Genomic DNA, 26,650 nt, shown 5'->3' with positions numbered 1-26,650 from the left:
CAGATAGCTCAATAACAATTTGATTCAATAATATCGTGAAAAATACATTTGATACCAATTTTACTAATGGATTGGGACGCTCTGATTTTAAGGTATTGCATCATGAAAAGAAAAACCCGTCAGATGTTTTATTAATAAGTATTTTCTAATTCTAGTGGTAATGAATATCAAAGCATACGAATTCTCTAAAGCTCCCCTGATGCAGCGCTACATCAGGTTACTTTTATTTTAAGCTAAAGATGCAATCTGTTATGTGATCGTTCACCATGCCTATTGCTTGCATGTAAGCATATATAATAGTGGTACCTACAAAGCTCATTCCTCGTTTCTTTAAATCTTTTGATAGGGCATCGGATTCTGAGGTTGATGCGGGAACTTCTTTTAAAGATTTGGGGCGATTGATTTTTGGCTTATTGTTAACAAATCGCCAGACGTAGGCGTCAAACGAACCAAACTCCTTTTGAATAGCTAGAAATACTTGGGCGTTTTTTCGTACGGAAAATACTTTGAGGCGGTTACGGATGATGGTGGAATCGGTCAATAATACTTCTAGCTCCGCGTCTGTCATTTGCAGGACTGCATTGGGGTCGAACTGCTTAAATGCTTGGCGGTATGCGTCTCGCCGCTTTAAAATTGTTTCCCAGGAAAGGCCAGCTTGCGCTCCTTCTAGAGTGAGCATTTCGAAGTGTTTTACATCATCATGTACCGGAACGCCCCATTCTGTATCATGGTATTGTACGTAATGAGGTTTGTTTTCATCTACCCAGCCGCATCGCTTCATTTTTTTTCCTATTAAATATTATCTCATGATCATACAATACTTCGCTTCTTTATCCGAACGGATATGTATCATGTCAAAATTACCCATCACTTTACGTCAAATCACAGAAGCAGATCTTAGGGAGTGTGTTGCGCTTTTTCAGAATACTGTTCATAGCATTAATGCGAAGGATTACTCAGCCGAGCAACTAGAGGCTTGGGCTCCTCAATCGAATTTAGAAGTCACTGAGCGTTGGAAAACCTTATTAGAGAATGTAACTTATGTGGCTGAATATAATAAGCAAATTGTTGGATTTGGGGATTTAACGCATCAAGGGTATTTGGATAGGCTTTTTGTGCATCAAAATTATCAGGGACTCGGTATTGCAGGGGCAATTGTAAAAAAATTAGAGGCTTGCGCACATGACTTGCATATCCAAGAACTTGCTGTAGAGGCGAGCATTACCGCGAAACCTTTTTTTGAACGATATGGCTTTATTATAGTTAAAAAACAACAGGTTGAAATTCGTGGAGTTATGTTAACTAATTTTTTAATGGCGAAATCTCTGGTTGAGAGTGGCTTACCGCGTTGAATTGATGCCTAAACCTTAATTAGTCTGCTGAGCAACAAAGCTACATTTTTCCTCTTTTGCCGGCTATAGCGTTCTATACTAAACAAATAAAGTAATAAATAGGCCAGGGAGGCTTGCCATGTTTTCACAAGAAATTTTACTTAGTACGCCAGTTCGTACGCCGATTGGCAACTACAATGGTAGTCTTAAACAAACACCTGCTGTTGAATTAGGTGCTACCGTTATTAAAGAAACATTAATACGTGCAAACCTTGTGCCTGAGGCCATAGATACTGTGGTTATGGGGAATGTGGTGCAGGCAGGTAATAAAATGAACCCAGCCCGCCAAGCAGCAATTCATGCCGGCTTAAGTGTCAACACCCCCGCCATGACAGTGAATCGTGTTTGCGGCTCGGGGGCGCAAGCTATAGTTAGTGCGGCTCTAGAAATTGCTGTGGGTGCTGCGGATATAGCCATCGCAGGTGGTCTGGAAAATATGGATCTGGCGCCTTACCTTATGGGTGGGGGACGCTGGGGATATCGTATGGGCGATGCCCAGATTTATGATAGCATGTTGCGTGATGGGTTACATGATGCATTTTCGGATAAACACTCAGGCTGGCATACAGAAGACCTAATTGCGAAATATGGTATTAGCCGAAAAGAGCAGGATGAATGGGCTTTACGCTCGCATCAACTGTTCACCCAAGCGCAAACAGAGGGTAAATTTACAGCGGAAATTGTCCCCGTTACTATTTCAGTCAAGGGTGGTACTCTTGATTTTGATAAAGATGAAACAAATCGTCCCGATACTTCACGAGAAAAATTAGCTCAACTAAAGTCCGCATTTAGGGAAAATGGAACCTTAACTGCCGGTAATTCTCCAGGGCTTAATAGTGGCGCGGCGGCAGTCTTAGTCAGTAACCGTGCAGCGGCAGAAAAGTATGGCTTAAGGCCCGTAGCAAAATTATTAGGCTATGCTGTAAGTGCTGTTGAACCCGGTATGTTTGGCATCGCACCTGCTCCAGCAATACGGACTTTAGTGAAACGAGTTGGATGGGCTCTCGGTGAGGTTGAGCGTTTCGAGATCAATGAGGCTTATGCTGCTGTACCTCTTGCAGTGATTAAAGAGCTTGGCCTGGATGCCTCTCGTGTGAACATTGAAGGAGGAGCTGTTGCTCATGGCCATCCTATTGGGGCAACTGGGGCTATATTAACTGTACGACTGTTGCATTCAATGAAACGTGATGGGTTGCAACGAGGCATTGTTGCTTTGTGTATTGGTGGTGGGCAAGGTATTGCTTTGGCGCTAGAGGCCGTGGATTAATATAAGCTATAGCCGAGATTTAGTTGTCGTTTAAGGGAAACCTGGTTGCAGCAACCAGGTACTTATTCTTTATTAAGTATTTGTTTGGCTGTGTTATAACCTTTTTCTTTAAGCTCCTCAATTGTTTTTCTGGAGAAATCAGAATCCCATGAATACAGACCCTCTTGTTCTGTTGCCAGCATAATCCTGGTTACGGAGAGCACCCCGAGATCACCCATTATTTGAATAAATAAGGGCAATTCCGTGATTTCTTTAACTGCATCCGATTCGCAATAGGCTAAAATTAGCTCAATAAGCTTTTTATAGTCTCCGATTAAATCCTGAGTACGGAAATCTTTTCTCATCTTTTCCGCAAATAAAATTTCATTTTTTCTCGAAAGCACTTCGATTATATTTGTCGGAAGGCCTCGTTTTTTAGGATAGACGTCAACGACATAAACTTTTTTACCGCTCCAGCCACAGATTTCAAGAGCGGAGTCAAGAGGCGTATTCGTAACAATTCCACCATCCCAATAATGTTTCCCGCCAATAGTTGTCCATGGAAATGCCGGAGGCAAGCTGCCACTGGCAAGGATGTGCTCCGGCTTAAGGTTATCGGTATAACTATCAAAAGTTTCAAATTCAGAGGTTTCCACGTTCACGGCCATAACCAGTAAACGGACCGGGCTCTTATTTAAGTTTTTAAAATCGACATACTTACAAAGCAGTTTTTTTATTGGACTGGTGTCATAAAAACTGGTCCAATTTATGGTAGGCTCGCTTATATTCATACATTGAGAGAGCCATCTGGGATGAAAGAAATTTGGCGAGCCCCAAATAATTGCTTGTAAATAGGATAAAAATCTTCTTGATTGCTCATCAAAAATATCAAGAGTTTCCAAGGCAAGATCATTCCAAAATGCTTCTAATGCAGCAGTGGCATTGCCTGGATTTCCGGCAATAATCGCCGCATTAAACGCGCCAATGGAGATCCCGGCAACGATGTCAGGATAGATTTCTGACTCCTCCATCGCCTTAATTACCCCACATTCAAAAGCACCAAATGCGCCACCACCTTGAAGTGCAATAAGTGTTTGTGTTGCCAGCGGTTCAAGCGGAAATGAGATATCAGTAAGTTGCTTTTTAACTGAGGCTAAATTAGTATGATTTTCAATAAGTGATTCAGCCGCTTTAATTTCTGTAGTAGGACGGCCAACTAAAATTGCGCCTTGGAGCACGTTATCTTTTAAATAAAGATTAGCAAAGTTCTTTTCTTTGGGAAAACCTCTTATCAAAAGTTCAGTCGCATCACTTGCATCGCCGATAATAATAACGGCAGTGCCAAAAGCATAAAAAAACAAATAGGACGCAGTACGATTGTAGTGCCTAGCCCCGGTCATATTGGCCGCGGCAATTTTTCCTTGTTTAATTGCTGTATCGCCATAGCGCGTTTTACGAAATTTTTCAAAAATTGGATCATAAAAGGTTACAACATCACCAGCCGCATAAACATCAGGTATATTGGTTTGCATGTATTGATTCACTACAATACTCTTATCCGTATCAAGCTCGATACCACTCTCATTAAGAAAGTCTGTATTGGGTTTTAAACCCATGTCTACAATGATAAAATCACAAGAAAAGTTTTTTCCCGTATTCGTTGTTACTGATTGCACACGGCTGCTTCCTTCAATTTTTGTAAGCTTCTCACCGAGGATAACCTCTACTCCATTGTTGACCAGAAAATGAGCTATTTCCGTACAAACTTTAAAATTTCCTGTATTAAATTCATGGGTAATAACGGTAACCTTGATCCCTTTTTGGCTTAAAGTCGAGGCAAGTTCAATAGTAATAAAACTATCCCCATAAATAACGACCTTTTTTGCTGCTTGCATGTCGTAAATAATTGCCTCAGCATCGTCAATGGATCTTAGATAATGCACTCCTTCTAATTTTGCACCGGGAATAGTAAGTTTTTTAGGGCTACAACCTGTTGCAATGAGCAGCTTCTTATAATCTATTTCTCCGCCATTTTTTATTTTCACTCGTTTATTTTTTGTATCAAGGGTACGTACTTTGGCCTGCAAAATAATTTCAATGTCATTTTTTTGATAGTAACTTTCATCATATATATATAATTGCTCTATTTTTTGTTTTCCCAGAAGAAACGCCTTAGGGATTTGCATGCGAAAATAAGGAAAAAACGCCTCTTCACAAAGTATTATAATTTTACCCGCTTCTCCTTCTCTTCGAAGAACATTAGCGGCAAAAGCGCTAGCTAATCCTCCGCCTATGAGTAAAAAATCGGCAGACTTGCTCATAGTAACTCCCATCCTTGAGTGAAACTGAAATAATCAGTGGTTAAAAATAAATGTAGCACAACTCTGAAATTTAAGATTTACAAATAGAGGTACTTACAACTTTGCAGAGCCCGAGGCCACCAACTATTACCTCTAGAAACTTTAATTTAATACTGTCAAAATATGTCAGTATTAATGATGCTAAGGTCTCTATTTTGTCTCGAACCCAACGACTTTTTGATCTAATCCAGATACTGCGCCGCTACCGCTACCCTGTGAGTGGGCAGCAATTAGCTGATCAGCTTAATGTAAGCTTACGCACGATTTATCGTGATATTGCCACATTGCAAAGCCAAGGAGCTTCAATTGAAGGTGAGCCTGGTATAGGGTATGTTTTGCGTCCTGGATTTATGCTGCCGCCTCTTATGTTTTCTGAAGAAGAAATCGAAGCCTTAGTGCTTGGCTCGCGTTGGGTTGCTCGCAGGGCAGATAAGAAATTAAGGCTTGCGGCAACTAATGTTCTGGCAAAGATATCTGCGGTACTCCCAGATGATCTTCGACATCAGCTTGAATTTTCTGGACTACTGATTGGACCGGCTAAAACAATAATAGAGCATAACGATGAAAATGAAGCCTTGATTCGGCACACCATCCGTAAAGAGTACAAGCTGCAAATAACTTATGTCGATATCAAAGGAGATGAATCACAGCGGGTGGTTTGGCCGTTGGCTCTTGGTTTTTTTGAGGAGGTACACGTTATTGTTGCCTGGTGTGAATTACGAGCAAATTTTCGTCACTTTCGTACCGATAGAATTATTACATTAACATCGCTAGAAGCTCGCTATCCTACACATCGTCAAACGTTATTAAAAAAATGGCGTGAAGCGCATAATATTCCTGAACAGTAGCACTCACTACTGACAAAAACTGTCAGCTTAGAGCTGTAAACTAGGTTTGTTCATATCAATTATCAAATTTAAGGAGAAAAACATGATGTTCGAGCCTAGTGTTATTGTATTGTATGTGGAAAATCTTGCTCTAAGTAGCAACTTTTACCGTGATTTAATGGGCATAACACCTACAGAACATTCACCCAGCTTCCATGAATTTAAATTATCAAATGGGATGAGTTTATCGTTGAAAGCAAAACATACCGTGGAGCCACCTACGGATAAAAATAATGGTAATGGTGAATTAGCCTTTACAGTACGTGATCATAAAAAAGTAGACGAGCTTTTTGCACGCTGGCAAGCAAAAAAAATACATATAATCCACCCACCAACTAGTGTACCCTATGGCTATACTTTTCTTGGGCAAGATCCCGATGCGAATCGACTACGGGTTGTCTCTGTGGAAAAACAAGCGACTAAGGAGTAATGCATATGTCCTCTATACTACCTAGCCTAAAACAGGTAAATAGTTTTAGAGTAACCGGCCTAAGTACACGAACCCAAAATAGGAATGAGTTTGCGGAAGAAACCGCAAAACTCCCCACTCTTTGGCAGCAAGTTCATTCTAGTGGTATAGCAGCTAATGCCACCCTTGTAGCCGTTTATTCAGACTATGAATCAGATGCCAATGGGCTTTACACGGTTACTGTTGGTATACCCTCTGATGAAACGCCTGCTCAGTTGAATTCGGTTACGATTGAAGCGGGCAGCTATTTTGTTTTTCAAGGTAAAGGTCCTATGCCTGCGACAGTGATTGAAACCTGGCAGCGTATTTGGAATTATTTTGACCGAAACCCTGAGTTTCAGCGTAGCTTTATTAGTGATTTTGAAGCCTACAAGGGTCCTGATGAGGTGGCTATCTATATTGGGGTCAAATAGCTATTAACCTAAATTTACTTAGGCCCCTCCCTCCCCCATGCTTAACAATATATATGATTCGCATCTCTTCCCCGGGCGATGAAGACATCTCATGTCGCCCGCGAAGGGAGTTCGAATTTGTATTACAAAGGCTATAATATAGAACATAGAATGTAACAAGGAGCGATGCGTTCATGCAAAAACATCAAGTCATGGGAATAGACAGCCAATCATTTCATCAGATGAATTATTATGAATGGGGAAATCCGAATAACCCCAGAGTATTATTATGTGTTCACGGCCTTTTTCGTAACGCTCGAGATTTTGATGACTTAGCTCAAATGCTTTCTCAACATTATCGCGTGATTTGCCCCGACATGGTAGGGCGCGGCTTAAGCGATAAGGTAATAAATGCTAATGATTATTCTGCCCCGACTTATATCGCAGACCTTACTATTTTATTAGCCCAACTGGGTGTAACTGAAGTGGATTTCATTGGCACCTCGATGGGGGGAATGATTGGCATGATCATGGCAGCAATGAATAATTCACCAATTAAAAAACTCGTGCTGAACGATATAGGCCCCTATGTTGACACCAAAGCACTACAACGAATCGTTGCTTATGGCAAAGAAGGCAGCCAGCACACCTTTAAAACGCTTGAGGAAGTAGAAACGTATTTTAAAAAAATCTATCCAAGCTTTGCACAATTAAGCCCAGAACAATGGCAACAACTAGCTATTGCTGGAGTATGGGAAAGCCCCAATAAGCATTACCAATTAGCCTACGACCCTAAAATAATTGATAATGTGATCTTAGCAGCCCAAAATAATATTCCGCTATGGGCTTTATGGAGCAAAGTTCAATGCCCCGTATTATTATTGCATGCCGCATTATCGGATGTTTTATCCGATGAAACCGTAGCTCAAATGCAGCAATTACAACCTAACTTAAAAACCATAACCATTCCCGACATTGGTCATCCTGTATCCTTGATGAAACGGGGTGAAATTGAATTAATTAAGGACTGGTTAAATGGGATATGAGTAGTGTGTACCTAATAAACAAATTTTTTGAATTTATTAATTATGAGTACATGAGGAACTATCAAAATCTAGCGTATTAGTTTTCTTTTTATTGTCATTCCCACATCGGCGGGAATGACAATATTTTATTCAAATGTGTTGCCTAGAGGAGTTTAATGCCTCACTATACTTCGGCATTTATTTCCTTTCACCATTAAGAATACCTGGCTATCTCGTGTCAAAGTATGAGAACCACAAGGAATATCTTTGCCTTCTGCAGAATGACTTCTATAGCCAAAGGAGTAAGTACTATTCGCTGGACCTTTACCTGTATAACTTTTACCAGCGCCTCCTATTTTTTTGCCATTAACAGCAAAACCAATTCCAGCCGAGGTTGGATCATTAGTTGTTACAGCCACCGTAATCATGTTAGAAGCAGCAAAGACTGCTGAAGACCCCATGAGACAAAACCCTATAATTAACTTTTTCATATCCTCTCCTTCTGTCGGCACTCATTATCACACAGATTGGAAACCCTCTCCGTGGATAACCAGATTTTGAAAACCATGTTAATTATATGCATAAAAATCCTCCTTGGGTTTTGTATCATCATCCTTCTACCATTTACTTAATTACTATTGAACAATTTGAACCTCTTCTGCACATAGTCCTTTTTGCCCTCTTCCATATCTAAAAAGAACCTGCTCTCCTTCGCGAAGCGTTTTAAAACCACTTTCCTGAATGGAGCTAAAATGTACAAAGTAATCTTTTCCTTCACTTTGAATAAATCCAAAACCTTTACGTTCATTAAACCACTTAACGGTCCCTTTTATTTTCTCAGACATAAGCATTATTCCTTACTTAATAATTTAATTCTCATACTCTTTCGCATTACTCAATCGTGTAAAAATTAGTAATGAGGGTGGTAAATTCGGGCTCAGAAAAATTGGGCCAATGTTCTTTGTCAAATCCAGGAGCATTTTTCAAACGATTTTTATCAACGTTGAGGACGAAGTAATCCTCTTTATCGTTGTATAAAAATAATTGCCAGGGCACTGCAAAATATTTATTACCGAACCCCAAAAAACCACCGAAATCTAATACTAAATAATTTACTTCTCCTGATTGTTTATCAATAACTACTTCTGCAATGTCTCCTAATTTTTCATTCGTTGGATTCACCACTTTTGCTCCAACAATTTCACCTGACTTTACAATCCCTCTGTTTTGCATCTTACCCTTCCTTAATTATTATTTAGCCAGTAAAGAATCCCGCCCTAATGATTGGTCTGCTGTCCACAAGTGATTAGAGCAAGCAGGACCATTTATGAGGGGGAAAGGGCTAATTACACCCGTTTTTTATTTATTATTGCCATTGCCTGCAACATGTCTTGCAGCTTCTGAAGAATAATGTGCGGCATGCTTATGATGACCATGAGCCATATGCGCATAATGGTTACCTTTTTCATGTTCGCCAGATTGATGATGTTTTGCCGCTTGCTCATGGAGCTCTGCTGCTTTTTTATGATGTAGTGCTGCACTTGAATGATGTTGATGTAATTTGTCTTTGTCCATGTTGTTACTCATTTTTTTTCCTTAATTAAAATAAAAATAGCACTAAAATACTGGTGCAATTTTCAGGGAAAATCTATTAGGGTTTTCCTTGGACGAAGAAGAGTGCGATTGTTCTTAGATACTGAGTTTTAAAGATTTTTCGCATCGCAGACGGTATACAATTGTTTATATAAATTAGCCTCGATCCCGTATTACACTATGCCAATACGGGATCAAGCTCTAATTATATTTTTGGGGTGCTCTTATAGGTTGCCTCTAGCTCATCATTTTTTGCCGGAACCTTATCTTTTTGATTCAGCGCGTTGAATAAGGTTTGATGATCTTGTGCCCAGAAACGCTGAGCTTCTCGCAATAACTCTACACGCCCCTGCTCATCACTGTGTTCTAACGCCGTGACCAATTGGTTCAGTTGCTCATAAGTAGCTCGGGAAACACTCTTAATTTTTATTAAATTGACTATCCCCTCTCCTCGTTTCGTAACCGGTAAAGCAAGGTTTTTTAGGTAGGTGCAAAATTGGTTAATGTGCTCAGCAATATCGTTTATCTCCTGTGTGTTTTCAACCTCTTTTGTTTTCCACTTAACTAATAATTCTTTCGTTTGAGCCTGCAATTCATAGGCACTATTTTTTAATTGCAAACGCCTTCTTACTGTAGGCACCATTACCGCAGCATGGCTTACAAAAAAACCAACCGCAGCACCGGCAGCCCCTCTTAGCATAGAGGAGCATTGATCATCATCACAAGTATTCGCGGCCACTGCGGCACAAAGTACCGTAGCCGTTAAAAGGCTTGCACGTATAGCTAACTCGCGCCAGCTATAATATTTCCATAAGCCCCATAATGAATTTTTAGTCCTTTGTATGGCCAGTCCGCCAATATTATAAAAATCCACTAAGCCCCCAGTTGCATTAGTTAACGCTCCCGCAAAATTTCTCATAAATAATCCATTAATGAATAAAAGGGATGTGCATAGTAACAATCTCATAGGTTCAAATGCAAATGATTCTTGTTGGCATTAAAAGTCTATTTTTTAATCATTCACCCTTTAAAAAATAAAATTTTTCTTCCTTACATTTCCATAAATGTAAGATACAATCTTGGCTCTTCTGTTTAAGTGGTAAAAAACTTTAACGTCAACTAACTTGTAGCACAGGATTTGCTATGAAAAAAAATAATTTATTCTTAGGGGTACTTTGCTGTATTTATTCCCTATTTCCTTTATTGGTTCAAGCAAGCTCTACCCCTCTATTTGTCTTTTCACCACTTACCCCGACAACGTTTCAACTACCAATTAGCAGTACAGCTTTCGTGCAATATACCATTACCAATATGTCCACTAAAACGCATACATTAAAGATGTTACCCATCACGGGCATCAATCAAATAATGACCCCGGGTAATTGTGCGAATGCGTTTACTCTGGGAGCAAAGCAATCTTGTACGCTAACGCTACAAATTAATGGCAGCCAAATATCTTCCTATGTAGTAGGTGGTCCACAAGTATGTCAATTGGGGCCTAATGGAAATCCTAATCCCCTCCAATGTTATCAACCAAGCATGGCCAATTCTTTGCACATTACGGCCACTTCAGCGATTAGTCTTCTCTATGTGGGCACTCAAAATGGGCAGGTTTATTATTCGCCCGATAATGGAGTCAGTTGGGTTGCTACCACTATTCCTGCGGGTGGAAGCGCTATCAATAGCGTCTTCGCGACTAATAGTACCTTATATGCCGGAGCGGCTAATGGCATCATTTATGCCTCGCAAAATAATGGCATCAGTTGGTCTCCTCAACTAAACCCAGCCCCTGGTTTTGCCGTTAATGGTCTTTATAGTTTCGCAAATATTTTGTATGTAGCAAGTGCCAATGGCTCTGTATTGCTGTGTTCACCAAAGCCAGGAACCTGTACTCCTACCAATGCACCGGCTCCTAGCTTCGCGGTTAATGGTGTGTTCGCAACGGAAAACTCCTTGTATGCCGCAAGTGCTAATGGGAATGTTTATTATTCCAATAATTATGGCCTCAATTGGACTGCTATTAATGGCCAGCCTGACGGCAGTGCGGTAAAAACAGTTTATGTTTCTGCCAATACCATCTATGTAAGTACGGCAAATGAATTTGTTTATGCCACTACAGCATTAACAGGTGGTGGTAGCTGGTCGCCCTTTGCACAAACTGTTTACAGCTTTTTTATTAGTTCCTATGGAAATCAAAGCTTTGCCGGCAGCCAAATTGGTTATGTGTACTCATTAACCTTTGGTACTCGTCTTGGATTTGTAGCAAATACCTTAATCAACACGGTGTTTCTATTGACATAACCCCTGCAATGGAGTGTGACTCATGTTAAAGATGAAAAAACTGGGATTAAGCCAGTTACTCTTAATTAGCCTTGCAATACCCTTCGCAAGTTATTCAACGGTTGAACCGATTGCCATATCAAGCCCTGGTTTAACATTGTTAAATCAGGCGCAATTGATTGGGCCTGCAAGTTTAAGCCAAGAAATCCATTTTACGGTTCATCTAAATATTCGCAATAAAGAACAATTCGATGCACTATATCAAGAAATTTATACTGCCAATAGCCCACGTTATCATCACTATTTAAGCACGGCAGAATATGAAGCTGAATTTGCCCCCACCGCAAAGACAGCCGCATTAGTAAAAAATTATTTTGCTGCTCAAGGCATGCAGGCGAAGATTATTGCTGAACGCATCCAGCTAAGGGCTACAGTGGCACAAATCCAGAAAACCTTTAACGTAAAAATAAACAATTACCGCTATCAAAATAAAACCGTATATTCCAATGCAACAGAACCTAAAGTTGCTTCGGAAATTGCCCCTTATGTTCTTGGGATTGCGGGCTTAAATAATATTCCCCGCTTCCACAAGATGGTTCTTTCTATTCCACGACAAACACAAGCTCAGCTTAATCCTCAGATACGTGAAATCAATCAAAAGGCCCTAGCGAATTTAGCTTGGGATTCGTTTACTCCCAAAGCCCTTCCCTCCGACACTTCATTGAATGGTTTTACTGGAGCTCAATTGCGAACTACTTATAATGTGGCGGCGATTCCTGCAATCAATGGGCAAACGCTTGATGGTACAGGACAGACTATTGTGATTCTCGATGCATGGGGAATTAACGATCCTGCTACCATACTGGCTGATGTGAATAAGTTTAGCGCTTTAAATAAGCTTCCCCTTCTCGCATTCACGTCATCGCCCGGGCAAGCAGCCAATTTTACAGTAGCGCGGGCCGATGGAACTCATTATGCTCCAAATGATCATGAAGCAGATCAGGGATGGGCTGATGAGATTGCCTTAGACCTTGCTTCCGCACATACCATTGCACCAAAGGCGAATATTGTTTTAGTTTTAGATAATAATTTAGATTTAAGTACCGTTATTTCGACTATTCTCAACAGTGGGAATGTAAGCTTTGCAGGTTATCCTAATGCTTATGTGTTATCGAATAGCTGGGGTGAGGATGAAATCGTTGATGCCGTATTGGAAACGAGACTACAGCAGGCAGCAATGAGCGGTATAAGCGTTAATTTTTCTTCAGCAGATTGTGGGGATGGTAGTTATCACTCTTCATGGCCATGCCACATATCCAGCTTTGCACCCGTAGTACAATATCCTGCAAGTTCGGCCAAGGCAACGGCGGTGGGTGGCAGTAGCCTATTTGTTGATACAAGCTATAATTACTCCTTTGAGTCAGGCTGGGGAAGTGCTTACCCTAGCTCTGGGTTTTATGCGGGGAGCACCGGGGGTATCAGCAAGCTTCATAGCGCACCTGCATGGCAAAATAACACTACCTTTCAAGGGTTTACTGCTGGAGGCTATGGGATTATTGGTAGTTATGGAGGCATGCGTGCAGTTCCCGATATTGCTATGCTGGCCGATATTCACACGGGAATTATCGCTTATTATACTAATGGTTGTGAAAATGGCTGTATTTTTGGAGGAACAAGCGTTGCCTGTCCCTTGTACTCAGCAACGCTAACCTTAGTCAATCAGGCACGCATGCTACAAAGTAAACCAACCCTAGGTTTGTCCGCTCAATACCTATATGCCCTCGATCCTATTTTACTACAGAATCAAGGTCTTAATTTTATCACCCCTCCACATCGCATTATTGATAGTACGGTTCCTAACCCACCGGGTGCTCCTAATTATGCCTTTACTTTGTTTGACCAAAGTTATTGGTTTCATCGTAAAGTAACATTCAATTGGGACTCTTCACTTACAATGAATGAAAACCAATACTGGAATGATGTTGTAGGGCTTGGTTCGCCTAATCTGCCTATTTTTGTGCCCTTCATGGCTTCTGTATTATAGAGCAAGTCATCGCGACTGCAGCGATAGAGGCAATTCGCGATGGCATAGTGTCGATAACATAATTGTGCTACATTTATTCTATTAAGGATTAAATTCACTCTCTATCGAGATCACTATGGATTGGACTAAAGATCGTCAAGATTACGAGCAGCGGCTTGCAAATATTACACCTTTTTTAAATGGAAAAATCGTCTTAGAAAAAGACATTGTAGCCTTATTAGAAGCCGCGATTAGACCTTACGACAAAGTTTGTCTCGAAGGCGATAACCAAAAACAAGCCGACTTTCTTGCTCGCAGCCTCTGCGCCATAAATCCTAAAAAAGTATATGGCCTCCATATGATCCAATCGGCAGTAACGCTTGCCGAGCACTTGGATCTATTTGAGCGTAAAATTGCCGCGAAAATCGATTTTTCTTTTGCCGGTCCTCAAGCAACACGCCTGGCGATTATGATTCAACGAAATCAAATAGAAATTGGCAATATCCATACCTACAACGAGCTTTATGCGCGTTATGCCATGGATTTAACCCCCAATATAGCCCTAATTACCGCAGAAAAGGCCGATCATCAAGGTAATCTATATACCGGAGCAAATACCGAGGAAACGCCAAGTATCGTGGAGGCAACTGCATTTAAAAATGGTTTAGTCATCGCTCAGGTCAATGAGTTAGTCGATATCCTTCCCCGAATTGATATTCCTGGTGGTTGGATTGATGCTGTAGTGCAGGCGCCTAATCCTGCCTATATTGAACCTCTATTTACCCGCGATCCTGCCTTGATTGATGAAGTAAAAATACTCATGGCTATGATGGTTATTAAAGGCATTTATGCACCCTATCAGGTCAATCGTTTAAATCATGGCGTGGGATTTAATACCTGCGCCATCGAATTAATTCTCCCCACATACGCGCAATCCTTAGGCTTGAAAGGAGCCATTTGCAAACACTGGATGGTTAACCCCTTACCGACGTTAATACCTGCAATAGAGGCTGGCTTTGTGGAGTCTATTTTTTGTGTGGGGGGTGAAGTAGGCATGAATGAGTACGTGCGTGCCCGCCCGCAAGTTTTTTTTACCGGCCGTGATGGCTCTTTACGCTCTAATCGTCTTTTTGGTCAACTCGCCGGACATTATGCTTGCGATGTCTTTATCGGCGCCACACTGCAAATGGATACTCAAGCGAATAGCTCTACCGCGACCAAAGGGCGTATTGCCGGTTTTGGAGGAGCACCCAATATGGGCTGTGATTCTTTAGGACGACGTCATTCCTCTTATGCATGGCTTAAAGCAGGACAGGAAAAAAATCGCCATAACCCGCAAGCGATACCTCGTGGCCGTAAGCTGGTGATTCAGATGGTTGAAACCTTCCAAAGTGCAGGAAAACCGACTTTTGTGGAAAAGCTTGATGCCTGGGAACTACAACAAGAGATGCAAGCCGACTTACCCCCAGTCATGATTTATGGGGATGATATTTCCCATGTCGTTACCGAAGAAGGTATTGCCAACTTATTATTATGTAAAAATTTAGAAGAGCGCGAACAGGCAATTCGCGGCGTTGCCGGCTACACCCCCATGGGGTTAAAACGAGATAAAGGGATGGTTAATGAACTGCGCAATCGGGGAGTAATCCAACGCCCAGAAGATTTAAAAATCAGCTTAAAAGACGCGGACCGTGACTTGCTTGCTGCCAAGAGCATCCATGATTTGGTAGATATATCACAGGGGCTTTATTGTCCTCCAAATAAATTCAGGAATTGGTAGAAACTTATGGATACGTATCAATATACATTTAATCTGGAAAAAACATTAACCGCAGCCCCTGTAGTTAAAGTTGGGGTTGCCGGCTCTGGCAATTTAGAAGTGCTCATTAAACCGAATACTAATTCCAAACAAACAACGATTCGGGTTAATACCACGATTTCTGGTTTTAAAACAACCTGGGATGCGGTCATTGAGGGTTATATTGAAGAATACCCCTTCGCAGGACTCAATATTATCCTGTATGATGCCGGTGCGACTCCTCCGGTGGTATCTCTGCGCCTACGGCAGGCAATTGAAACATATCAATCAGGCTATACCCGCAAAGAAAATTACATCGAGGCCAATGCACGCAGCCGCATATACTCTTTGGTGGATGCCCAAAGTTTTACCGAGTTTCTTCTTGATGAAGACACACCAAGCCCCACGCTGCCGCAATTAAAAATGCAGGTAGAAACTGATGACGGGGTTATTATTGGCACCGCACAAATTGGCGGGTCAAACATAGCCATAGCAGCACAGCAAAAAGATTTTATTGGCGGCGCGGTGGGTGAAGTTCATGGCGCAAAAATTAATGGCTTAATTAAATATGCCATTAAAAAGAAACTGGAAGCTTTGGTCTTCTTAATTGACAGTGGTGGTGTACGTTTACAAGAAGCCAATGTCGGCGAAATCGAAATTTCAGAAATTATTCGTTCTATCTTAGATGCCCGTTCTGCAGGTATTAAAACTATTGGGGTAATTTGTGGTAGCAACGGAGCCTATGGAGGCATGGGAATTATTAGCGGCACCTTAGATTATCTGATTGTGAATCAAGGGGCACGTATCGGCGTTTCTGGCGCCGAGGTAATTCAGGCGGTAAAAGGGGCAGAGGTATTTGACAGCAGTGATCGTGCATTAATTTGGCGCGTTTATGGGGGTAGAACCCGCTTTTTGCAAAAAGCGGCACAGATTTATACTACCAATAAGATAGCCGATATCCGTGAAGCGATAAACAATGCTTTGTGCCATTCGCACCCTGAGCTTAACTTAGACACAGTTCTTGCTCAGCATGAATTATTACAACAGCGCATCCTTGCCGCCAATAACTGCACTGAAGAGGGTGAATGGCTGAAAAAATATCACCCCGAACTTTATGAGCAGGATGTTTTTAATTGTACGGACTCACAGTTTTTAGTCTTGGCCCATAAAAGGAAAAATCATGTCCAGTGATCAAATTACCGCGCAACAACTAATCAAGCACTGTTTTGATACGGCAGAAACTCAAATCAACCAACGCATTATCTTTGGCAGCGGCAAAATAAAAGGGAAGCAATTTAATCTACTTGGCACCATTGAAAATACCGATTTTGGAGTTGATGAAGCCATGGAAATGGCCAAACAACTATTGCTGCTGATAAAAAATAAAAATCAGGATCCCATTATTTTGCTTACAAACGTCATTGGCCAAAAATTATCGGTTCGTGATGAATGGCTGGGCATGTATGGCTATTTTTCACATTTATTGAGCTGTTTGCATTTGGCGCGTCAAAATGGCAATAAACTCATTTCCTTAGTCTACAATCAAGCCATTGGAGGCAGTTTTATCGCCTTTGGTATGATGGCTGACCGTATTTATGCATTACAGAATACGGAATTAGCGGTCATGTGGTTGGAGGGCATGGCTAAAGTCACTAAATTGGATATTGAGTTGCTGCGTGAAATCAGCAAAACATCAGCAGTATTTGCTCCTGGTGTAGAAAATTTTAAGAAGCTGGGCGGCTTGCACGAAGTGCTGCATTTAAATGAAGTACCCGACAAATTATTACAGACCATAGAAGAAGAAAATCTTACTAAAGACAATCGTGCAGAACTTGGAAAAAAATATGGTGGCCGCTCGATGGCCTTTGATCTAATCAATACGATTGAAAATCTATGAATTATGCGCGACATACCCTATGTTACCTAAATCCCAGTACGATAGCGGCAAGTCAGCATTCAGACGAGCAGCAGCGTTTATTCCAATACTGGTTGCAGTGTGGCTATCCTTTTATATGTCCCAGACAATCGCAGGAGCTTGTATCAGGAAAAATACAACTTGCAATTCCCTATGTGGATTTGCAACAGCAAAAAATACGTGTCTGTTATCAAGTAGCCCAATCTGCAATAATTCAAAACCAAGAGCTTCCCAAGCTCACAGATATATTTCCTGTACAACTGGAAGTCCATGCCGACGTTAAAGTTTATGGTTCTTATTGCTGGCAACATCTCACCCAAGAATCCTATGTACAACCTGACTCCGATTTAGATGTGCTGATTATCTACGCAGGGCAATCACTTTCCGACTTAAGAGAACTTTATCAAGAATTACTTTTTAAAAGTAAGGTACTACGGATTGATGGTGAAGTACGCTTTCCTCACTGGGGTGATTGTTCGCTGCACGAACTACTGCAAAACAGCGACTCTATTTTATTTAAATCCATTAACAACGTGTTTTTGTTAGCTAGAGAGGAACTTTATGCAACATACCCCTCCCTCGGCTTCTAATCTTAATAAAATGGCCCGTTACTATGCCAAAATAGCAGTGCGTGCGCTTTATGACGAAATTGCCCTATACCCCAAGCCAGGCTTGGTGAGTTTTGTGGATACTGGGGCGCATCAGGACATGGATGGCGCTTTATTTTTTCGCAGTCTCTTTGGCTTACGCCATTATTTCATTCACGTCGGACAACAAGCCGCACTTAATGCACCCCCTGCAGAATTAGTAAAGTTGGGACTACAAGCTGAACAAACTATGCAGAAAATAACTTCTGGAGTTAATACCCATCGCGGAGCAATTTTTGCCTTGGGCATAATGTGTAGCAGTATTTGTAAGTTAAGCCTACGCTATAAGAAATTTTATCCGCAAGATTTGCATTTAACCATTAAGAAGGAATGGGCCTATTATTTACAAAAGCATCACCAAAATATCAATACTCATGGAAGTCTGGTTAAGCAAAAATACGCAGTTGCTGACGCGAAACAAATGGCAATAGATGGCTATAAATTAGTTTTTGATACTTACTTAGCTTTAGCAGAGATTCAACATGATAAAGAGTTTTTTGGTTTACTTGCCTATCAACAGCTCTTATTAGCTATGGATGACATTAACATCCTCTATCGTACCGGCCCAGAAGGCTTGCAGTTTGCCCGTTATCACATACAACAAGCAATTTCCTTAGATAATCGTGCACGCTCCATACAGGAGGCTGCTCGCCTGCATTTATTATTTTCCCAATGCAACATTAGCCCTGGAGGGGTTGCAGATATGTTGGGGCTTATTTATTTTTTACGTCATGTTTTTGGGGAGCCGTCATGAGAATTTTATGCGTTTTTGCCGGACAAGGTTATCGAGAGAACAATCTATTTACTTTCTTTCAGGAAAATAACCAGGCCTTGCACCGCTTAAGCGAGTTCTCATCCTTAACCAATATCGATTTTTTACAGCCCAATCCTCCTCTTACTGATCCCCATTTCACGCAACTTATTATTGGTGTTTACCAGCTAACTCTTTTCAGTATGCTAAAACCACTTTTTAACCCGCATCAAATTGAATTAGCCGGTTATAGCATGGGCGAAGTCAGCGCATTTCTGGCGAGCATTAATGCCTCATTGGAAGACAGCATTAAACTCTATAACTATCGCACTAAACTGATGATAACACTGCTGGATCAAGCTTATGATTTACTTTCTATTCGCGGGAATTTTGACGTTGCAGAAGTAAAGGCTGCCTGCGCACGACATCACTGTTATGTCGCAATTGTTAACTCCCAGCAACACTTAGTCCTGGGTGGCAAAATAGTAGCGCTCAACCAATTACTTGCCAAATTGCAAGACCGCATTGCTCGGGCTAACTTTCTTGAGGTACACCTGCCTTCACATACGCCCTATTATGCAGATAAAAAGGGACTCTTGCTGACGTTTATAAATGAAAATCTGCCGCAATCCAGTTTACTTTATCCCATTATCAGCCCCTTAGAACTAATCAAAGTATATGATAGTGATGAAGAAAAGCAGATGCTGGACCAAGAGTTATATACGTCATTACAATGGCATAGTGTTGGTGAACTAATTAGTGCGTACCAGTATGATCTGATTATTGATCTTGGACCGGGGACAGCAATGAGCACTATTTTAACAGAGATTAATCCGCAATTAGCGGAAGTAAAACGGGTCATTACCGCTCAATATAAAAGTTTAAACGGTTTGTTACATGCATTAACGCAGCTTTTATGATGGTTATCTGGCGGATTAATATACGTAGGCGATTAATTCACGCGTGGCGTGCTGTGCCAATGGTGATTGCCGGGCTTAACAGCCCGCCGACGCACTTTATTGATTACATTGATTAAGGAAATAGAAACGATGCTCAAACTCTACCAATTTCCACCCCAATGGTCCTTACCCAATCCCAGTCCATTTTGCATGAAGCTGGAAACTTATTTGCGTATGGCCAAGCTCCCTTTTGAAGTTGTATCGGTTGTTAATCCGGCAAAAGGCCCAAAGAAAAAACTACCTACCATTAATGATGACGGCAAAATAATTGGCGATAGCAGCTTCATCATTAGCTATTTACAAGAAAAATATGGAGATCCCTTAGACAGCCACTTATCGAACGAGCAAAAGGCGCAAGCTTTAACAATAAAACGCATGCTTGAAGAACATTTGTATTGGATCTTAGTGTACTCGCGCTGGATAGATGACCGTTATTGGCCAATCACCCGCAATACATTTTTTAGTCATTTGAAACAGCCTCTGCGTACTATTCTGCCCATTCTTATCCAAAAAAAGATTCGTGGCGATCTTTATAAACAAGGAATTGGCAGGCATAGTTTGCTTGAAGTATATCAATTAGGACTTGAGGATCTAACCGCCTTAAGCACCCTCTTAAAACCTTCCTCCTTTTTTATGGGTGAGGAGCCAACCAGCACCGATGCCTGTGTCTATGCTTTTTTAGCCAATATTTTGGAAACACCGTTTACCTCTCCATTACAAGATTATACGAAGTCCCAACCTCAATTCATTGACTATTGCGAGCGAATGAAACGTCGGTTTTACTCCTAAGCATCCTGAAGAATCGCTTGAAAGAAGGCCTCAAGCGATTTTCTCCTATTTATCAATGCTAAGCACTTTCCATTTAAATTCTTATATGTTAAAATAATATGCAATTTGATCTTTATTGAAATAACCTGGTAGGATTTTAATTGCACTCACATTTTGACATAAACGCAACTAATTTGAATAAAAAGTTCATCATGCAAACACCGTCTTCAACATTTAGCCAATTTTTAGCTCAAGCTGATGATGAATATCGTAAAAAACTATCTACTATTCCTCTTTTTAATGCAGTGAAAACAGCGACCTGGGATGCAAATCAAAAACGAATGTTTGCTGCTATTTTTTATCATTTAAGAGGACATTTTATTAATTTCATGTGGTTTATTGCCAATTTTTCGGCTGACTCGCTCTCTAAATCAATTATCTTAGATAATATAAACGAAGAGTTTGGTACTGAAAATAGACTGTCCCATGAACAACTTTATGCTAATTTTGCCGAGGAATACGGTGTGCCATCTAGCTTGGTTAGCCGCTCATGACGCAGAAGCTCAAATCGCAGCTTTTGCCGCTTATGAGCGCTTGGATAATATTGATTACATCTATTTGAGTGAATGTGCCTTATCAATAAAAACATCTCCAAAAGGAATGATGTTTTTCAAAGTCCATACCCATGTCGAGCATTTTAGTTCTGTTCTTGAAAAACTAGAACCCATTTGGAAGCTCCGTAGCGATAAAATAAAAGAAGCCTTTGCGTTTATTTATTCGCATCAAATTGAAATGTGGCAAACGTTATCCGATGAAATTTTTGCACTGACTAAGTGATGAATACCAAGAGGTGACTAATTGATATTATATTGTTTAAAAAAAGGAATATTTACGATTTATAATTATCTAATGGAAAAAACCATTGAAGCCAGTCATCAAATTACCCTATTTGGTATTGTGATGATGATCAACTTCCCTCTTTTTGGAATTTTATGGAAATTACAAAATTTTCAAGTAAATAAAGAGTTTTTCCTTAGACTAACTGCCACCCTTATGTGTGCCTTATTAGCACTGCATCGTTTTTGGCCGCCGAAGCTTTTAAGAATTCTTCCAGTTATCTGGTATCTAAGCTTGCTCTTTTGCTTACCCTTCTTTTTCACCTACCTAACTTTATTAAATGATGGGGCAACCTTATGGCTAATGAATTGTATGTCAGCAACCTTTTTCTTATTTTTAGTAACTAATGCCTTAGACTCATTAGTACTGCTTCTTTTAGGCAGTAGCCTAGCCTATGTTTGCTTTGTTTATGGTTCCGATAAAATAATAAAGTATGTGCCTGGCGATGTATCTGTTTTTGGGCTGGGAATTACCTTTACTGCAGCCATTATCATCGGAGCCCTTTTTGCCCGTGATAGAGAACTCATTTACAGCGCTAAAATTTCCGGGATGCGTTTACTTGCAGGAAGTTTAGCGCATGACTTACGAACGCCCCTATCCAGTATTTACCTGCAAGCAAAAATGCAAAAATCACTGGTTGAAACCTTATCTAGCGAACAAGAAGTAAAGCACAACCTGAGCGAAAGCATTGCCAAAATTGAACGGGGAATTGATAGTGTAAATCAACTTATTAGCGCACAATTAAATAATATACGTCACGATAAGTTTGATACTTGCAAATTTGGATTCTACTCCATCAATGAACTTTTAAAGCATGCCTTAGAAGATTATCCCTTTAAAAATAATCAACACGAACTCATCGACCTCATTTTAGAATGCGATTTTGTAATTTGGATTGAAAAAATCGCCTTTAGAAATCTAATTTGGAATTTATTGAATAATAGCTTTGATTTTATTGAAAAAGAAGGTAAAGGCGAGGTAGTGATCAGTCTGGCGGAAGGGCAAGAAAAGGATAATTTTAATTATTTACATATTAAAGATACTGCTCAAGGCATTTCTACAGAAAAAGCAAAATTGATTTTTGAACCCTTTTACTCTGAAAGACAAGGGGGTACCGGTATTGGCCTAGCCTATTGTAAATTACTTATGAAGGCTGCTGGAGGCTCGATTGCCTGCCAAGGAAAACTGGGTGAATACACTCATTTCACCATTAAGTTTCCCAAAATAGACTAACCCCTGCTTCGCCCTCTGCACGCAAAGGTCTAACGAGTAAAGTGCCAATTAAGCATCAACTTCCATTCGCGAATTAATGAATAAAAAAGCTATCAAGTGTATTATTAAGAAATAGATAATCTAAACTGAATTTCTAACTGTGGAGGATAGTTAATAGCGTATGGCCTTAAAAGAGATAAACTACTCAAGAGTTGATGAAGCAGCAGATGCCATTAAAAAACAAGGAAAAGTCCCCTCAATTACAAATGTATGTGAAGAGTTAGGAATGGTTTCACCTACACCCAATTTACCAGCCCTTTTAGAACAATGGTTTCATACTCAACCTGAGTTTCAGCGTTCAATACAGGCCCCCCTTTCAGAAAATATTAATATAAAAGCGGTTAATATTTTTGAAAAAAATATTGAACTAGAAAAGTCTCTCTCCTTGCTACGCGCCACCCTTGAGTCCACTGCTGATGGTATTATGATGGTCAATGGCCAGGGTAAAGTAGTCGATTGGAATCAAAAATTCGTAGAAATGTGGCGTATCCCCACCCATATGTTAGAGGTAGGCACTGAAAGCATTAGCTTCGAATATATCCTAGAGCAATTAATTAATCCTGAGGGTTTAATTTCCGATGTCAATTTTCTTTATGAAAACCCGGACTGGCAGGGCGAACTTCCCATATTACATTTTAAAGATGGACGTATTTTCGAGCGTTATACCCAGCCACAACGGGTAGGCATTGAAATTGTGGGACGAGTATATAGCTTTAGGGATGTTACCAAAAAGTTAATGCATGAGGATGAACTGCGTATTCGTGAACGGGCGATTGAGGCAAGCACCCATGGCGTAGCCATACTCGATATTAGCAAGCCCAATCTTCCCATTATTTACGTTAACAAAGCCATTGAGCGCATTACGGGTTATACTGAGGAGCAGCTTTTAGGCCAGGGGCTCACTTTTTTGCATGCCAATAAAACTCAGCATGTGAACCACAAACGCATTATTCTGGCGATAAAAGAGTTACGCGAAGAAACGGTTGAGCTTGAAAGCTATCAACAGAGTGGTGAGGTTTTTTGGTGTGAAATCAGTGTTGCGCCAGTACGCGACTCTTTTGATAAAGTCAAACATTACATATGCCTTATAAATGATGTTACTGAACGCCGTAAGATGGAAGAACAACTCATCAAACAAGCAACGTATGATTCGCTCACTGAATTACCAAATCGCGTCCTTTTAATTGACCGGGTTGATCAAGCAATCTTACAAGCAAAAAAGAAAGGCTCCATATTAGCTTTTTTATTCCTAGACTTAGATCATTTTAAACTGACCAATGATACCTTGGGCCATAGTATGGGTGACTTACTCTTGCAGGCCGTATCAAACCGATTGCTCCTTGCAACCAATGATCTTGATACGGTCAGTCGTTTAGGCGGTGATGAATTTGTTATTTTATTACAAGACATTCAGACGGAAGAGCAAGCCCATAAGATTGCTGATAAAATACTTAGCTCTTTAGCAAACCCATTTCAAATTGACGAACATTATATAAAAATCACCGGCAGTATTGGTATTAGCTATTTTCCTAAAGACGGTAATGATTATGAAACCTTGATGAAAAGCGCTGATTTATCGATGTATCATGCCAAAGATAGTGGACGTAATACCTATCATAATTATGATAAAGAAATGAATACGCAAATCGTTAATCGCATGCAAATTAATAATGCCTTACGTGATTCTCTGCGCAAAAACGAATTTCACTTACTCTATCAACCCCTAATTAATTTATCTAAAAATAAATTGATTGGTTTTGAAGCCTTATTGCGCTGGAATAGCCATATCTTAGGTGCAGTTCCCCCCAACGATTTTATCGGTATTGCTGAGGAAAACGGTTTGATCTTAGAGATTGGTTTGTGGGCTATGGAAGAGGCATGCAAGCAGCTTGTCCGTTGGCATCAGCAAGGCTATTCTCATTTAACCATGGCCGTCAATATTTCGGGTCGCCAATTACGCCAACCAAGAATGCCCGAAATGATTGGTAGAATTCTTAGCGAGGCTAATCTATCACCTAAGTTTTTGGAGTTAGAACTTACGGAAAGTCTCTTAGTCGATAATATAAAGCATGCGGTTGATGCGATGTATGAGCTCAAAGATATGGGCATTAAAGTGGTTATTGATGATTTTGGTACGGGCTATTCAAGCTTGGCGTACCTAAAGCAATTTCCGGTAGATAAATTAAAAATTGACCGCTCATTTATTACCGAATTAGTAGATAAAGAAAGTGATGCAGCCATCGCTCGGGCAATTATTAATTTGGCCCATAGCCTCAATCTGGAGGTATTGGCTGAGGGGGTCGAAACGGAATTACAGCGTGAGTTTATTATGAAGCATGGTTGTGATTATGCTCAAGGGTACTACTTTTCTCCGCCGCAAAAGGCTGAGGAGTTGGAGGAGTTTTTGAAGGATTATTTGTAAGCGATATTGCCCTTCTGCCATAAACTTTCTTAATGTACCGCAAAGCTTTAAAAACCGTCATCCCTTACGGCGAGGGGATGACCTGCTGCTCGAAAACCTTTAAGCACCATTAAGTCCAGCGCGCAACCTGCACCGTATTACATTTCGCCCAACCAGGCACAATTCTTGCTCCCATACAAATAGAGTCACGTATCAGGGAGATAGGAATGAAAGAGATAAGTATTATTGGGGCTGGCTTAGCCGGAACCTTACTTGCACTCTACCTGGCAAAACGTGGATACAAACTCCAGGTCTTTGATGCTAGACCAGATATCAGATTAACTCACGCTCATGATGGACGCTCTATAAACCTTGCCTTATCTTGCCGCGGACTTACAGGTCTTGCCGGTGTTGGCATTAGATCTGAAGTGGAACAGTTGATGGTACCCATGCGGGCGCGGGCGATACATGATGCTCAAGGTCAAATTAAATACCAATCCTTTGGCCGCCACCGCGATGAATACATTAATGCCGTAGAGCGCAATGAATTAAATAAGCTCCTACTCAATGAAGCTGAAAAACATCCCAATGTACGCTTTAACTTTAATAGCAAACTAGTTCAACTCGATCTGGAAAAGAAAATTATGCATTTTCAAATGCATCAAGGAGAACATTTAAGCTTCCCCTATCAGCACTTAATTGGTGCCGATGGCGTAAATTCTTGTGTACGTGAGCAATTAAACACTCGCGGTTTAATCAACGCAAATCGGAGTTTCCTATCCTACGGATATAAAGAATTATCCATTGGGGCTCCCGGCCAGCAGCAACTTGCGCATGAATATTTACATCTATGGCCTAGAAATGCCTTTCTACTGTTGGGCAATCCCAATCGCGATCACTCCATTACCGGCTCTTTATTTTTACCCAATGAAGGAAAAAATAGTTTCGCCGAATTAGATACTGAATTAAAAATTAATGCCTTTTTTAAAGAAGAATTTGCTGATGCCTATGACACCATGCCTCATTTGCTGCATGAGTTTACCGAACATCCCACAGGCAATATGAGCACCATTCAATGTGATTCATGGCATTATCAAGATCAATGCCTTCTACTTGGCGATGCCGCACATGGAGTAGTCCCCTTTTTCGGACAAGGCATGAATAGCGCTTTTGAGGATTGCCGTATACTCAATACGCTTTTAGATGAATACCAAGATGATTGGGCCCAAGTAATGCCGGCCTTTTATCAATCGAGAAAGCCAAACACCGATGCAGTGGCACAAATGTCTATGGATAATTTTCAAGAAATTCAAACAAATATTCGCGATCCTCAGTTTAACTTAAAAAAACAATTAGAACAGTTGCTCATGCAACGTTACCCCCAACAGTACATTTCCAAACATGTATTAGTCATGTTCACTAATACCCCTTATGCAGAAGCATTAAAAATAGGCGAGAAGCAAACCACATTTTTAAATCAGATTTGTAAGAAGGTAACCAGCCTGGAAATGGTTGATTGGGAGCAGGTAGACCAGCTCCTTCACAACCAGAACTTGGCAGGCACCATAAGTTAAGG

At 40.7% G+C, this 26,650-nt stretch carries 27 protein-coding genes; 20 read left to right on the top strand and 7 right to left on the bottom strand.

Annotated features, from left to right (window positions below; genetic code table 11):
- Positions 1–223 precede the first annotated feature (223 nt).
- Positions 224–781 (bottom strand): DNA-3-methyladenine glycosylase I, encoded by a 558-nt coding sequence (locus BN3124_RS03470; RefSeq protein ID WP_058533476.1) that lies wholly within the window; start codon positions 779–781, stop codon positions 224–226.
- A gap of 70 nt (positions 782–851) precedes the next feature.
- Between BN3124_RS03470 and BN3124_RS03465 the strand changes: the two genes are divergently transcribed.
- Together BN3124_RS03465 and BN3124_RS03460 are read left to right on the top strand one after the other, a co-directional pair.
- Positions 852–1,352 (top strand): GNAT family N-acetyltransferase, encoded by a 501-nt coding sequence (locus BN3124_RS03465; protein ID WP_149865190.1) that lies wholly within the window; start codon positions 852–854, stop codon positions 1,350–1,352.
- Between the two features lie 118 nt (positions 1,353–1,470).
- On the top strand, positions 1,471–2,658 hold the full coding sequence (locus BN3124_RS03460; protein WP_058533475.1) for a thiolase family protein: 1,188 nt from the start codon (positions 1,471–1,473) through the stop codon (positions 2,656–2,658).
- 62 nt (positions 2,659–2,720) lie between these two features.
- Here BN3124_RS03460 and BN3124_RS03455 read toward each other — a convergent pair whose 3' ends face one another.
- Entirely contained in the window at positions 2,721–4,958 is a 2,238-nt protein-coding gene (locus BN3124_RS03455; protein WP_058533474.1) for an FAD-dependent oxidoreductase, read from the bottom strand.
- Between the two features lie 194 nt (positions 4,959–5,152).
- On the opposite strand from BN3124_RS03455, the gene BN3124_RS03450 reads away from it, so the two are divergent.
- The 4 genes from BN3124_RS03450 (at position 5,153) to BN3124_RS03435 (ending at position 7,791) form a co-directional block, all read left to right on the top strand.
- Positions 5,153–5,845, top strand: a complete 693-nt coding sequence (locus BN3124_RS03450; RefSeq protein WP_058533473.1) for a helix-turn-helix transcriptional regulator — start codon at positions 5,153–5,155, stop codon at positions 5,843–5,845.
- 82 nt (positions 5,846–5,927) lie between these two features.
- On the top strand, positions 5,928–6,314 hold the full coding sequence (locus BN3124_RS03445; RefSeq protein WP_058533472.1) for a VOC family protein: 387 nt from the start codon (positions 5,928–5,930) through the stop codon (positions 6,312–6,314).
- Between the two features lie 5 nt (positions 6,315–6,319).
- Complete coding sequence (locus BN3124_RS03440; RefSeq protein ID WP_058533471.1) at positions 6,320–6,766, top strand: GyrI-like domain-containing protein; 447 nt, start codon at positions 6,320–6,322, stop codon at positions 6,764–6,766.
- A 173-nt stretch (positions 6,767–6,939) separates the two neighbouring features.
- Positions 6,940–7,791, top strand: coding sequence for an alpha/beta fold hydrolase (locus tag BN3124_RS03435; protein ID WP_058533470.1), 852 nt, complete (start codon positions 6,940–6,942; stop codon positions 7,789–7,791).
- A gap of 152 nt (positions 7,792–7,943) precedes the next feature.
- Here the strand turns inward: BN3124_RS03435 and BN3124_RS03430 are convergent, their stop codons facing one another.
- From BN3124_RS03430 to BN3124_RS03410, 5 genes are all read right to left on the bottom strand, one after another.
- Complete coding sequence (locus tag BN3124_RS03430) at positions 7,944–8,261, bottom strand: hypothetical protein (RefSeq protein WP_058533469.1); 318 nt, start codon at positions 8,259–8,261, stop codon at positions 7,944–7,946.
- A gap of 144 nt (positions 8,262–8,405) precedes the next feature.
- Positions 8,406–8,615: a cold-shock protein gene (locus BN3124_RS03425; RefSeq protein WP_058533468.1), complete on the bottom strand. Its 210-nt coding sequence runs from the start codon at positions 8,613–8,615 to the stop codon at positions 8,406–8,408.
- 46 nt (positions 8,616–8,661) lie between these two features.
- Positions 8,662–9,003: a PRC-barrel domain-containing protein gene (locus BN3124_RS03420; protein WP_058533467.1), complete on the bottom strand. Its 342-nt coding sequence runs from the start codon at positions 9,001–9,003 to the stop codon at positions 8,662–8,664.
- A 126-nt stretch (positions 9,004–9,129) separates the two neighbouring features.
- On the bottom strand, positions 9,130–9,357 hold the full coding sequence (locus BN3124_RS03415) for a hypothetical protein (RefSeq protein ID WP_058533466.1): 228 nt from the start codon (positions 9,355–9,357) through the stop codon (positions 9,130–9,132).
- A gap of 211 nt (positions 9,358–9,568) precedes the next feature.
- Complete coding sequence (locus BN3124_RS03410; protein WP_058533465.1) at positions 9,569–10,282, bottom strand: hypothetical protein; 714 nt, start codon at positions 10,280–10,282, stop codon at positions 9,569–9,571.
- Positions 10,283–10,506: 224 nt separating this feature from the next.
- Between BN3124_RS03410 and BN3124_RS03405 the strand changes: the two genes are divergently transcribed.
- The 14 genes from BN3124_RS03405 (at position 10,507) to BN3124_RS03345 (ending at position 26,648) form a co-directional block, all read left to right on the top strand.
- On the top strand, positions 10,507–11,664 hold the full coding sequence (locus BN3124_RS03405; protein ID WP_058533464.1) for a WD40/YVTN/BNR-like repeat-containing protein: 1,158 nt from the start codon (positions 10,507–10,509) through the stop codon (positions 11,662–11,664).
- Between the two features lie 22 nt (positions 11,665–11,686).
- Positions 11,687–13,687 (top strand): S53 family peptidase, encoded by a 2,001-nt coding sequence (locus BN3124_RS03400; protein ID WP_058533463.1) that lies wholly within the window; start codon positions 11,687–11,689, stop codon positions 13,685–13,687.
- Positions 13,688–13,802: 115 nt separating this feature from the next.
- Entirely contained in the window at positions 13,803–15,446 is a 1,644-nt protein-coding gene (gene mdcA / locus BN3124_RS03395) for a malonate decarboxylase subunit alpha (protein WP_058533462.1), read from the top strand.
- 6 nt (positions 15,447–15,452) lie between these two features.
- Positions 15,453–16,655, top strand: a complete 1,203-nt coding sequence (mdcD, locus tag BN3124_RS03390; RefSeq protein ID WP_058533461.1) for a biotin-independent malonate decarboxylase subunit beta — start codon at positions 15,453–15,455, stop codon at positions 16,653–16,655.
- Positions 16,645–17,361 carry a biotin-independent malonate decarboxylase subunit gamma gene (locus tag BN3124_RS03385; RefSeq protein WP_078061464.1) on the top strand — a complete coding sequence of 239 codons (717 nt, stop codon included), beginning with the start codon at positions 16,645–16,647 and terminating at the stop codon, positions 17,359–17,361. Before mdcD ends, BN3124_RS03385 begins: the two co-directional genes overlap by 11 nt.
- The gene (mdcG, locus tag BN3124_RS03380) at positions 17,358–17,969 is read left to right on the top strand and encodes a malonate decarboxylase holo-[acyl-carrier-protein] synthase (protein ID WP_058533460.1); all 612 of its coding nucleotides are present in this window, start codon (positions 17,358–17,360) and stop codon (positions 17,967–17,969) included. The genes BN3124_RS03385 and mdcG overlap by 4 nt, the downstream gene beginning before the upstream one ends.
- The gene (locus BN3124_RS03375) at positions 17,941–18,780 is read left to right on the top strand and encodes a triphosphoribosyl-dephospho-CoA synthase MdcB (RefSeq protein ID WP_058533459.1); all 840 of its coding nucleotides are present in this window, start codon (positions 17,941–17,943) and stop codon (positions 18,778–18,780) included. Before mdcG ends, BN3124_RS03375 begins: the two co-directional genes overlap by 29 nt.
- On the top strand, positions 18,777–19,697 hold the full coding sequence (locus BN3124_RS03370; RefSeq protein ID WP_058533458.1) for an acyltransferase domain-containing protein: 921 nt from the start codon (positions 18,777–18,779) through the stop codon (positions 19,695–19,697). The genes BN3124_RS03375 and BN3124_RS03370 overlap by 4 nt, the downstream gene beginning before the upstream one ends.
- A 129-nt stretch (positions 19,698–19,826) precedes the next feature.
- Complete coding sequence (locus BN3124_RS03365; RefSeq protein WP_058533457.1) at positions 19,827–20,525, top strand: glutathione S-transferase family protein; 699 nt, start codon at positions 19,827–19,829, stop codon at positions 20,523–20,525.
- A 140-nt stretch (positions 20,526–20,665) separates the two neighbouring features.
- Positions 20,666–21,058, top strand: coding sequence for a heme oxygenase-like domain-containing protein (locus BN3124_RS17280; protein WP_230849060.1), 393 nt, complete (start codon positions 20,666–20,668; stop codon positions 21,056–21,058).
- Positions 21,027–21,341, top strand: coding sequence for a hypothetical protein (locus tag BN3124_RS17275; RefSeq protein ID WP_230849058.1), 315 nt, complete (start codon positions 21,027–21,029; stop codon positions 21,339–21,341). The genes BN3124_RS17280 and BN3124_RS17275 overlap by 32 nt, the downstream gene beginning before the upstream one ends.
- A 72-nt stretch (positions 21,342–21,413) precedes the next feature.
- Positions 21,414–22,634, top strand: a complete 1,221-nt coding sequence (locus BN3124_RS03355; RefSeq protein WP_058533456.1) for a sensor histidine kinase — start codon at positions 21,414–21,416, stop codon at positions 22,632–22,634.
- Between the two features lie 160 nt (positions 22,635–22,794).
- The gene (locus BN3124_RS03350; RefSeq protein WP_058533455.1) at positions 22,795–25,095 is read left to right on the top strand and encodes an EAL domain-containing protein; all 2,301 of its coding nucleotides are present in this window, start codon (positions 22,795–22,797) and stop codon (positions 25,093–25,095) included.
- Between the two features lie 206 nt (positions 25,096–25,301).
- The gene (locus BN3124_RS03345; RefSeq protein WP_058533454.1) at positions 25,302–26,648 is read left to right on the top strand and encodes an FAD-dependent oxidoreductase; all 1,347 of its coding nucleotides are present in this window, start codon (positions 25,302–25,304) and stop codon (positions 26,646–26,648) included.
- Positions 26,649–26,650 lie beyond the last annotated feature (2 nt).

This window comes from Legionella saoudiensis, assembly GCF_001465875.1.
Classification (GTDB): Bacteria; Pseudomonadota; Gammaproteobacteria; order Legionellales; family Legionellaceae; genus Legionella; species Legionella saoudiensis.
The sequence above is the reverse complement of the archived record's forward strand: the minus strand, read 5'-3'. Positions and strand labels throughout refer to the sequence as shown.

Excerpts from the sequence above, each read along its gene's own strand:
- BN3124_RS03470 (WP_058533476.1), bottom strand. The coding sequence starts at position 781 with ATGAAGCGATGCGGCTGGGTAGATGAAAACAAACCTCATTACGTACAA.
- BN3124_RS03465 (WP_149865190.1), top strand. The coding sequence starts at position 852 with ATGTCAAAATTACCCATCACTTTACGTCAAATCACAGAAGCAGATCTT.
- BN3124_RS03460 (WP_058533475.1), top strand. The coding sequence starts at position 1,471 with ATGTTTTCACAAGAAATTTTACTTAGTACGCCAGTTCGTACGCCGATT.
- BN3124_RS03455 (WP_058533474.1), bottom strand. The coding sequence starts at position 4,958 with ATGAGCAAGTCTGCCGATTTTTTACTCATAGGCGGAGGATTAGCTAGC.
- BN3124_RS03445 (WP_058533472.1), top strand. The coding sequence starts at position 5,928 with ATGATGTTCGAGCCTAGTGTTATTGTATTGTATGTGGAAAATCTTGCT.
- BN3124_RS03440 (WP_058533471.1), top strand. The coding sequence starts at position 6,320 with ATGTCCTCTATACTACCTAGCCTAAAACAGGTAAATAGTTTTAGAGTA.
- BN3124_RS03435 (WP_058533470.1), top strand. The coding sequence starts at position 6,940 with ATGCAAAAACATCAAGTCATGGGAATAGACAGCCAATCATTTCATCAG.
- BN3124_RS03430 (WP_058533469.1), bottom strand. The coding sequence starts at position 8,261 with ATGAAAAAGTTAATTATAGGGTTTTGTCTCATGGGGTCTTCAGCAGTC.
- BN3124_RS03425 (WP_058533468.1), bottom strand. The coding sequence starts at position 8,615 with ATGTCTGAGAAAATAAAAGGGACCGTTAAGTGGTTTAATGAACGTAAA.
- BN3124_RS03420 (WP_058533467.1), bottom strand. The coding sequence starts at position 9,003 with ATGCAAAACAGAGGGATTGTAAAGTCAGGTGAAATTGTTGGAGCAAAA.
- BN3124_RS03415 (WP_058533466.1), bottom strand. The coding sequence starts at position 9,357 with ATGAGTAACAACATGGACAAAGACAAATTACATCAACATCATTCAAGT.
- BN3124_RS03410 (WP_058533465.1), bottom strand. The coding sequence starts at position 10,282 with ATGAGAAATTTTGCGGGAGCGTTAACTAATGCAACTGGGGGCTTAGTG.
- BN3124_RS03405 (WP_058533464.1), top strand. The coding sequence starts at position 10,507 with ATGAAAAAAAATAATTTATTCTTAGGGGTACTTTGCTGTATTTATTCC.
- BN3124_RS03400 (WP_058533463.1), top strand. The coding sequence starts at position 11,687 with ATGTTAAAGATGAAAAAACTGGGATTAAGCCAGTTACTCTTAATTAGC.
- mdcA (WP_058533462.1), top strand. The coding sequence starts at position 13,803 with ATGGATTGGACTAAAGATCGTCAAGATTACGAGCAGCGGCTTGCAAAT.
- mdcD (WP_058533461.1), top strand. The coding sequence starts at position 15,453 with ATGGATACGTATCAATATACATTTAATCTGGAAAAAACATTAACCGCA.
- BN3124_RS03385 (WP_078061464.1), top strand. The coding sequence starts at position 16,645 with ATGTCCAGTGATCAAATTACCGCGCAACAACTAATCAAGCACTGTTTT.
- mdcG (WP_058533460.1), top strand. The coding sequence starts at position 17,358 with ATGAATTATGCGCGACATACCCTATGTTACCTAAATCCCAGTACGATA.
- BN3124_RS03375 (WP_058533459.1), top strand. The coding sequence starts at position 17,941 with ATGCAACATACCCCTCCCTCGGCTTCTAATCTTAATAAAATGGCCCGT.
- BN3124_RS03370 (WP_058533458.1), top strand. The coding sequence starts at position 18,777 with ATGAGAATTTTATGCGTTTTTGCCGGACAAGGTTATCGAGAGAACAAT.
- BN3124_RS03365 (WP_058533457.1), top strand. The coding sequence starts at position 19,827 with ATGCTCAAACTCTACCAATTTCCACCCCAATGGTCCTTACCCAATCCC.
- BN3124_RS03355 (WP_058533456.1), top strand. The coding sequence starts at position 21,414 with ATGGAAAAAACCATTGAAGCCAGTCATCAAATTACCCTATTTGGTATT.
- BN3124_RS03350 (WP_058533455.1), top strand. The coding sequence starts at position 22,795 with ATGGCCTTAAAAGAGATAAACTACTCAAGAGTTGATGAAGCAGCAGAT.
- BN3124_RS03345 (WP_058533454.1), top strand. The coding sequence starts at position 25,302 with ATGAAAGAGATAAGTATTATTGGGGCTGGCTTAGCCGGAACCTTACTT.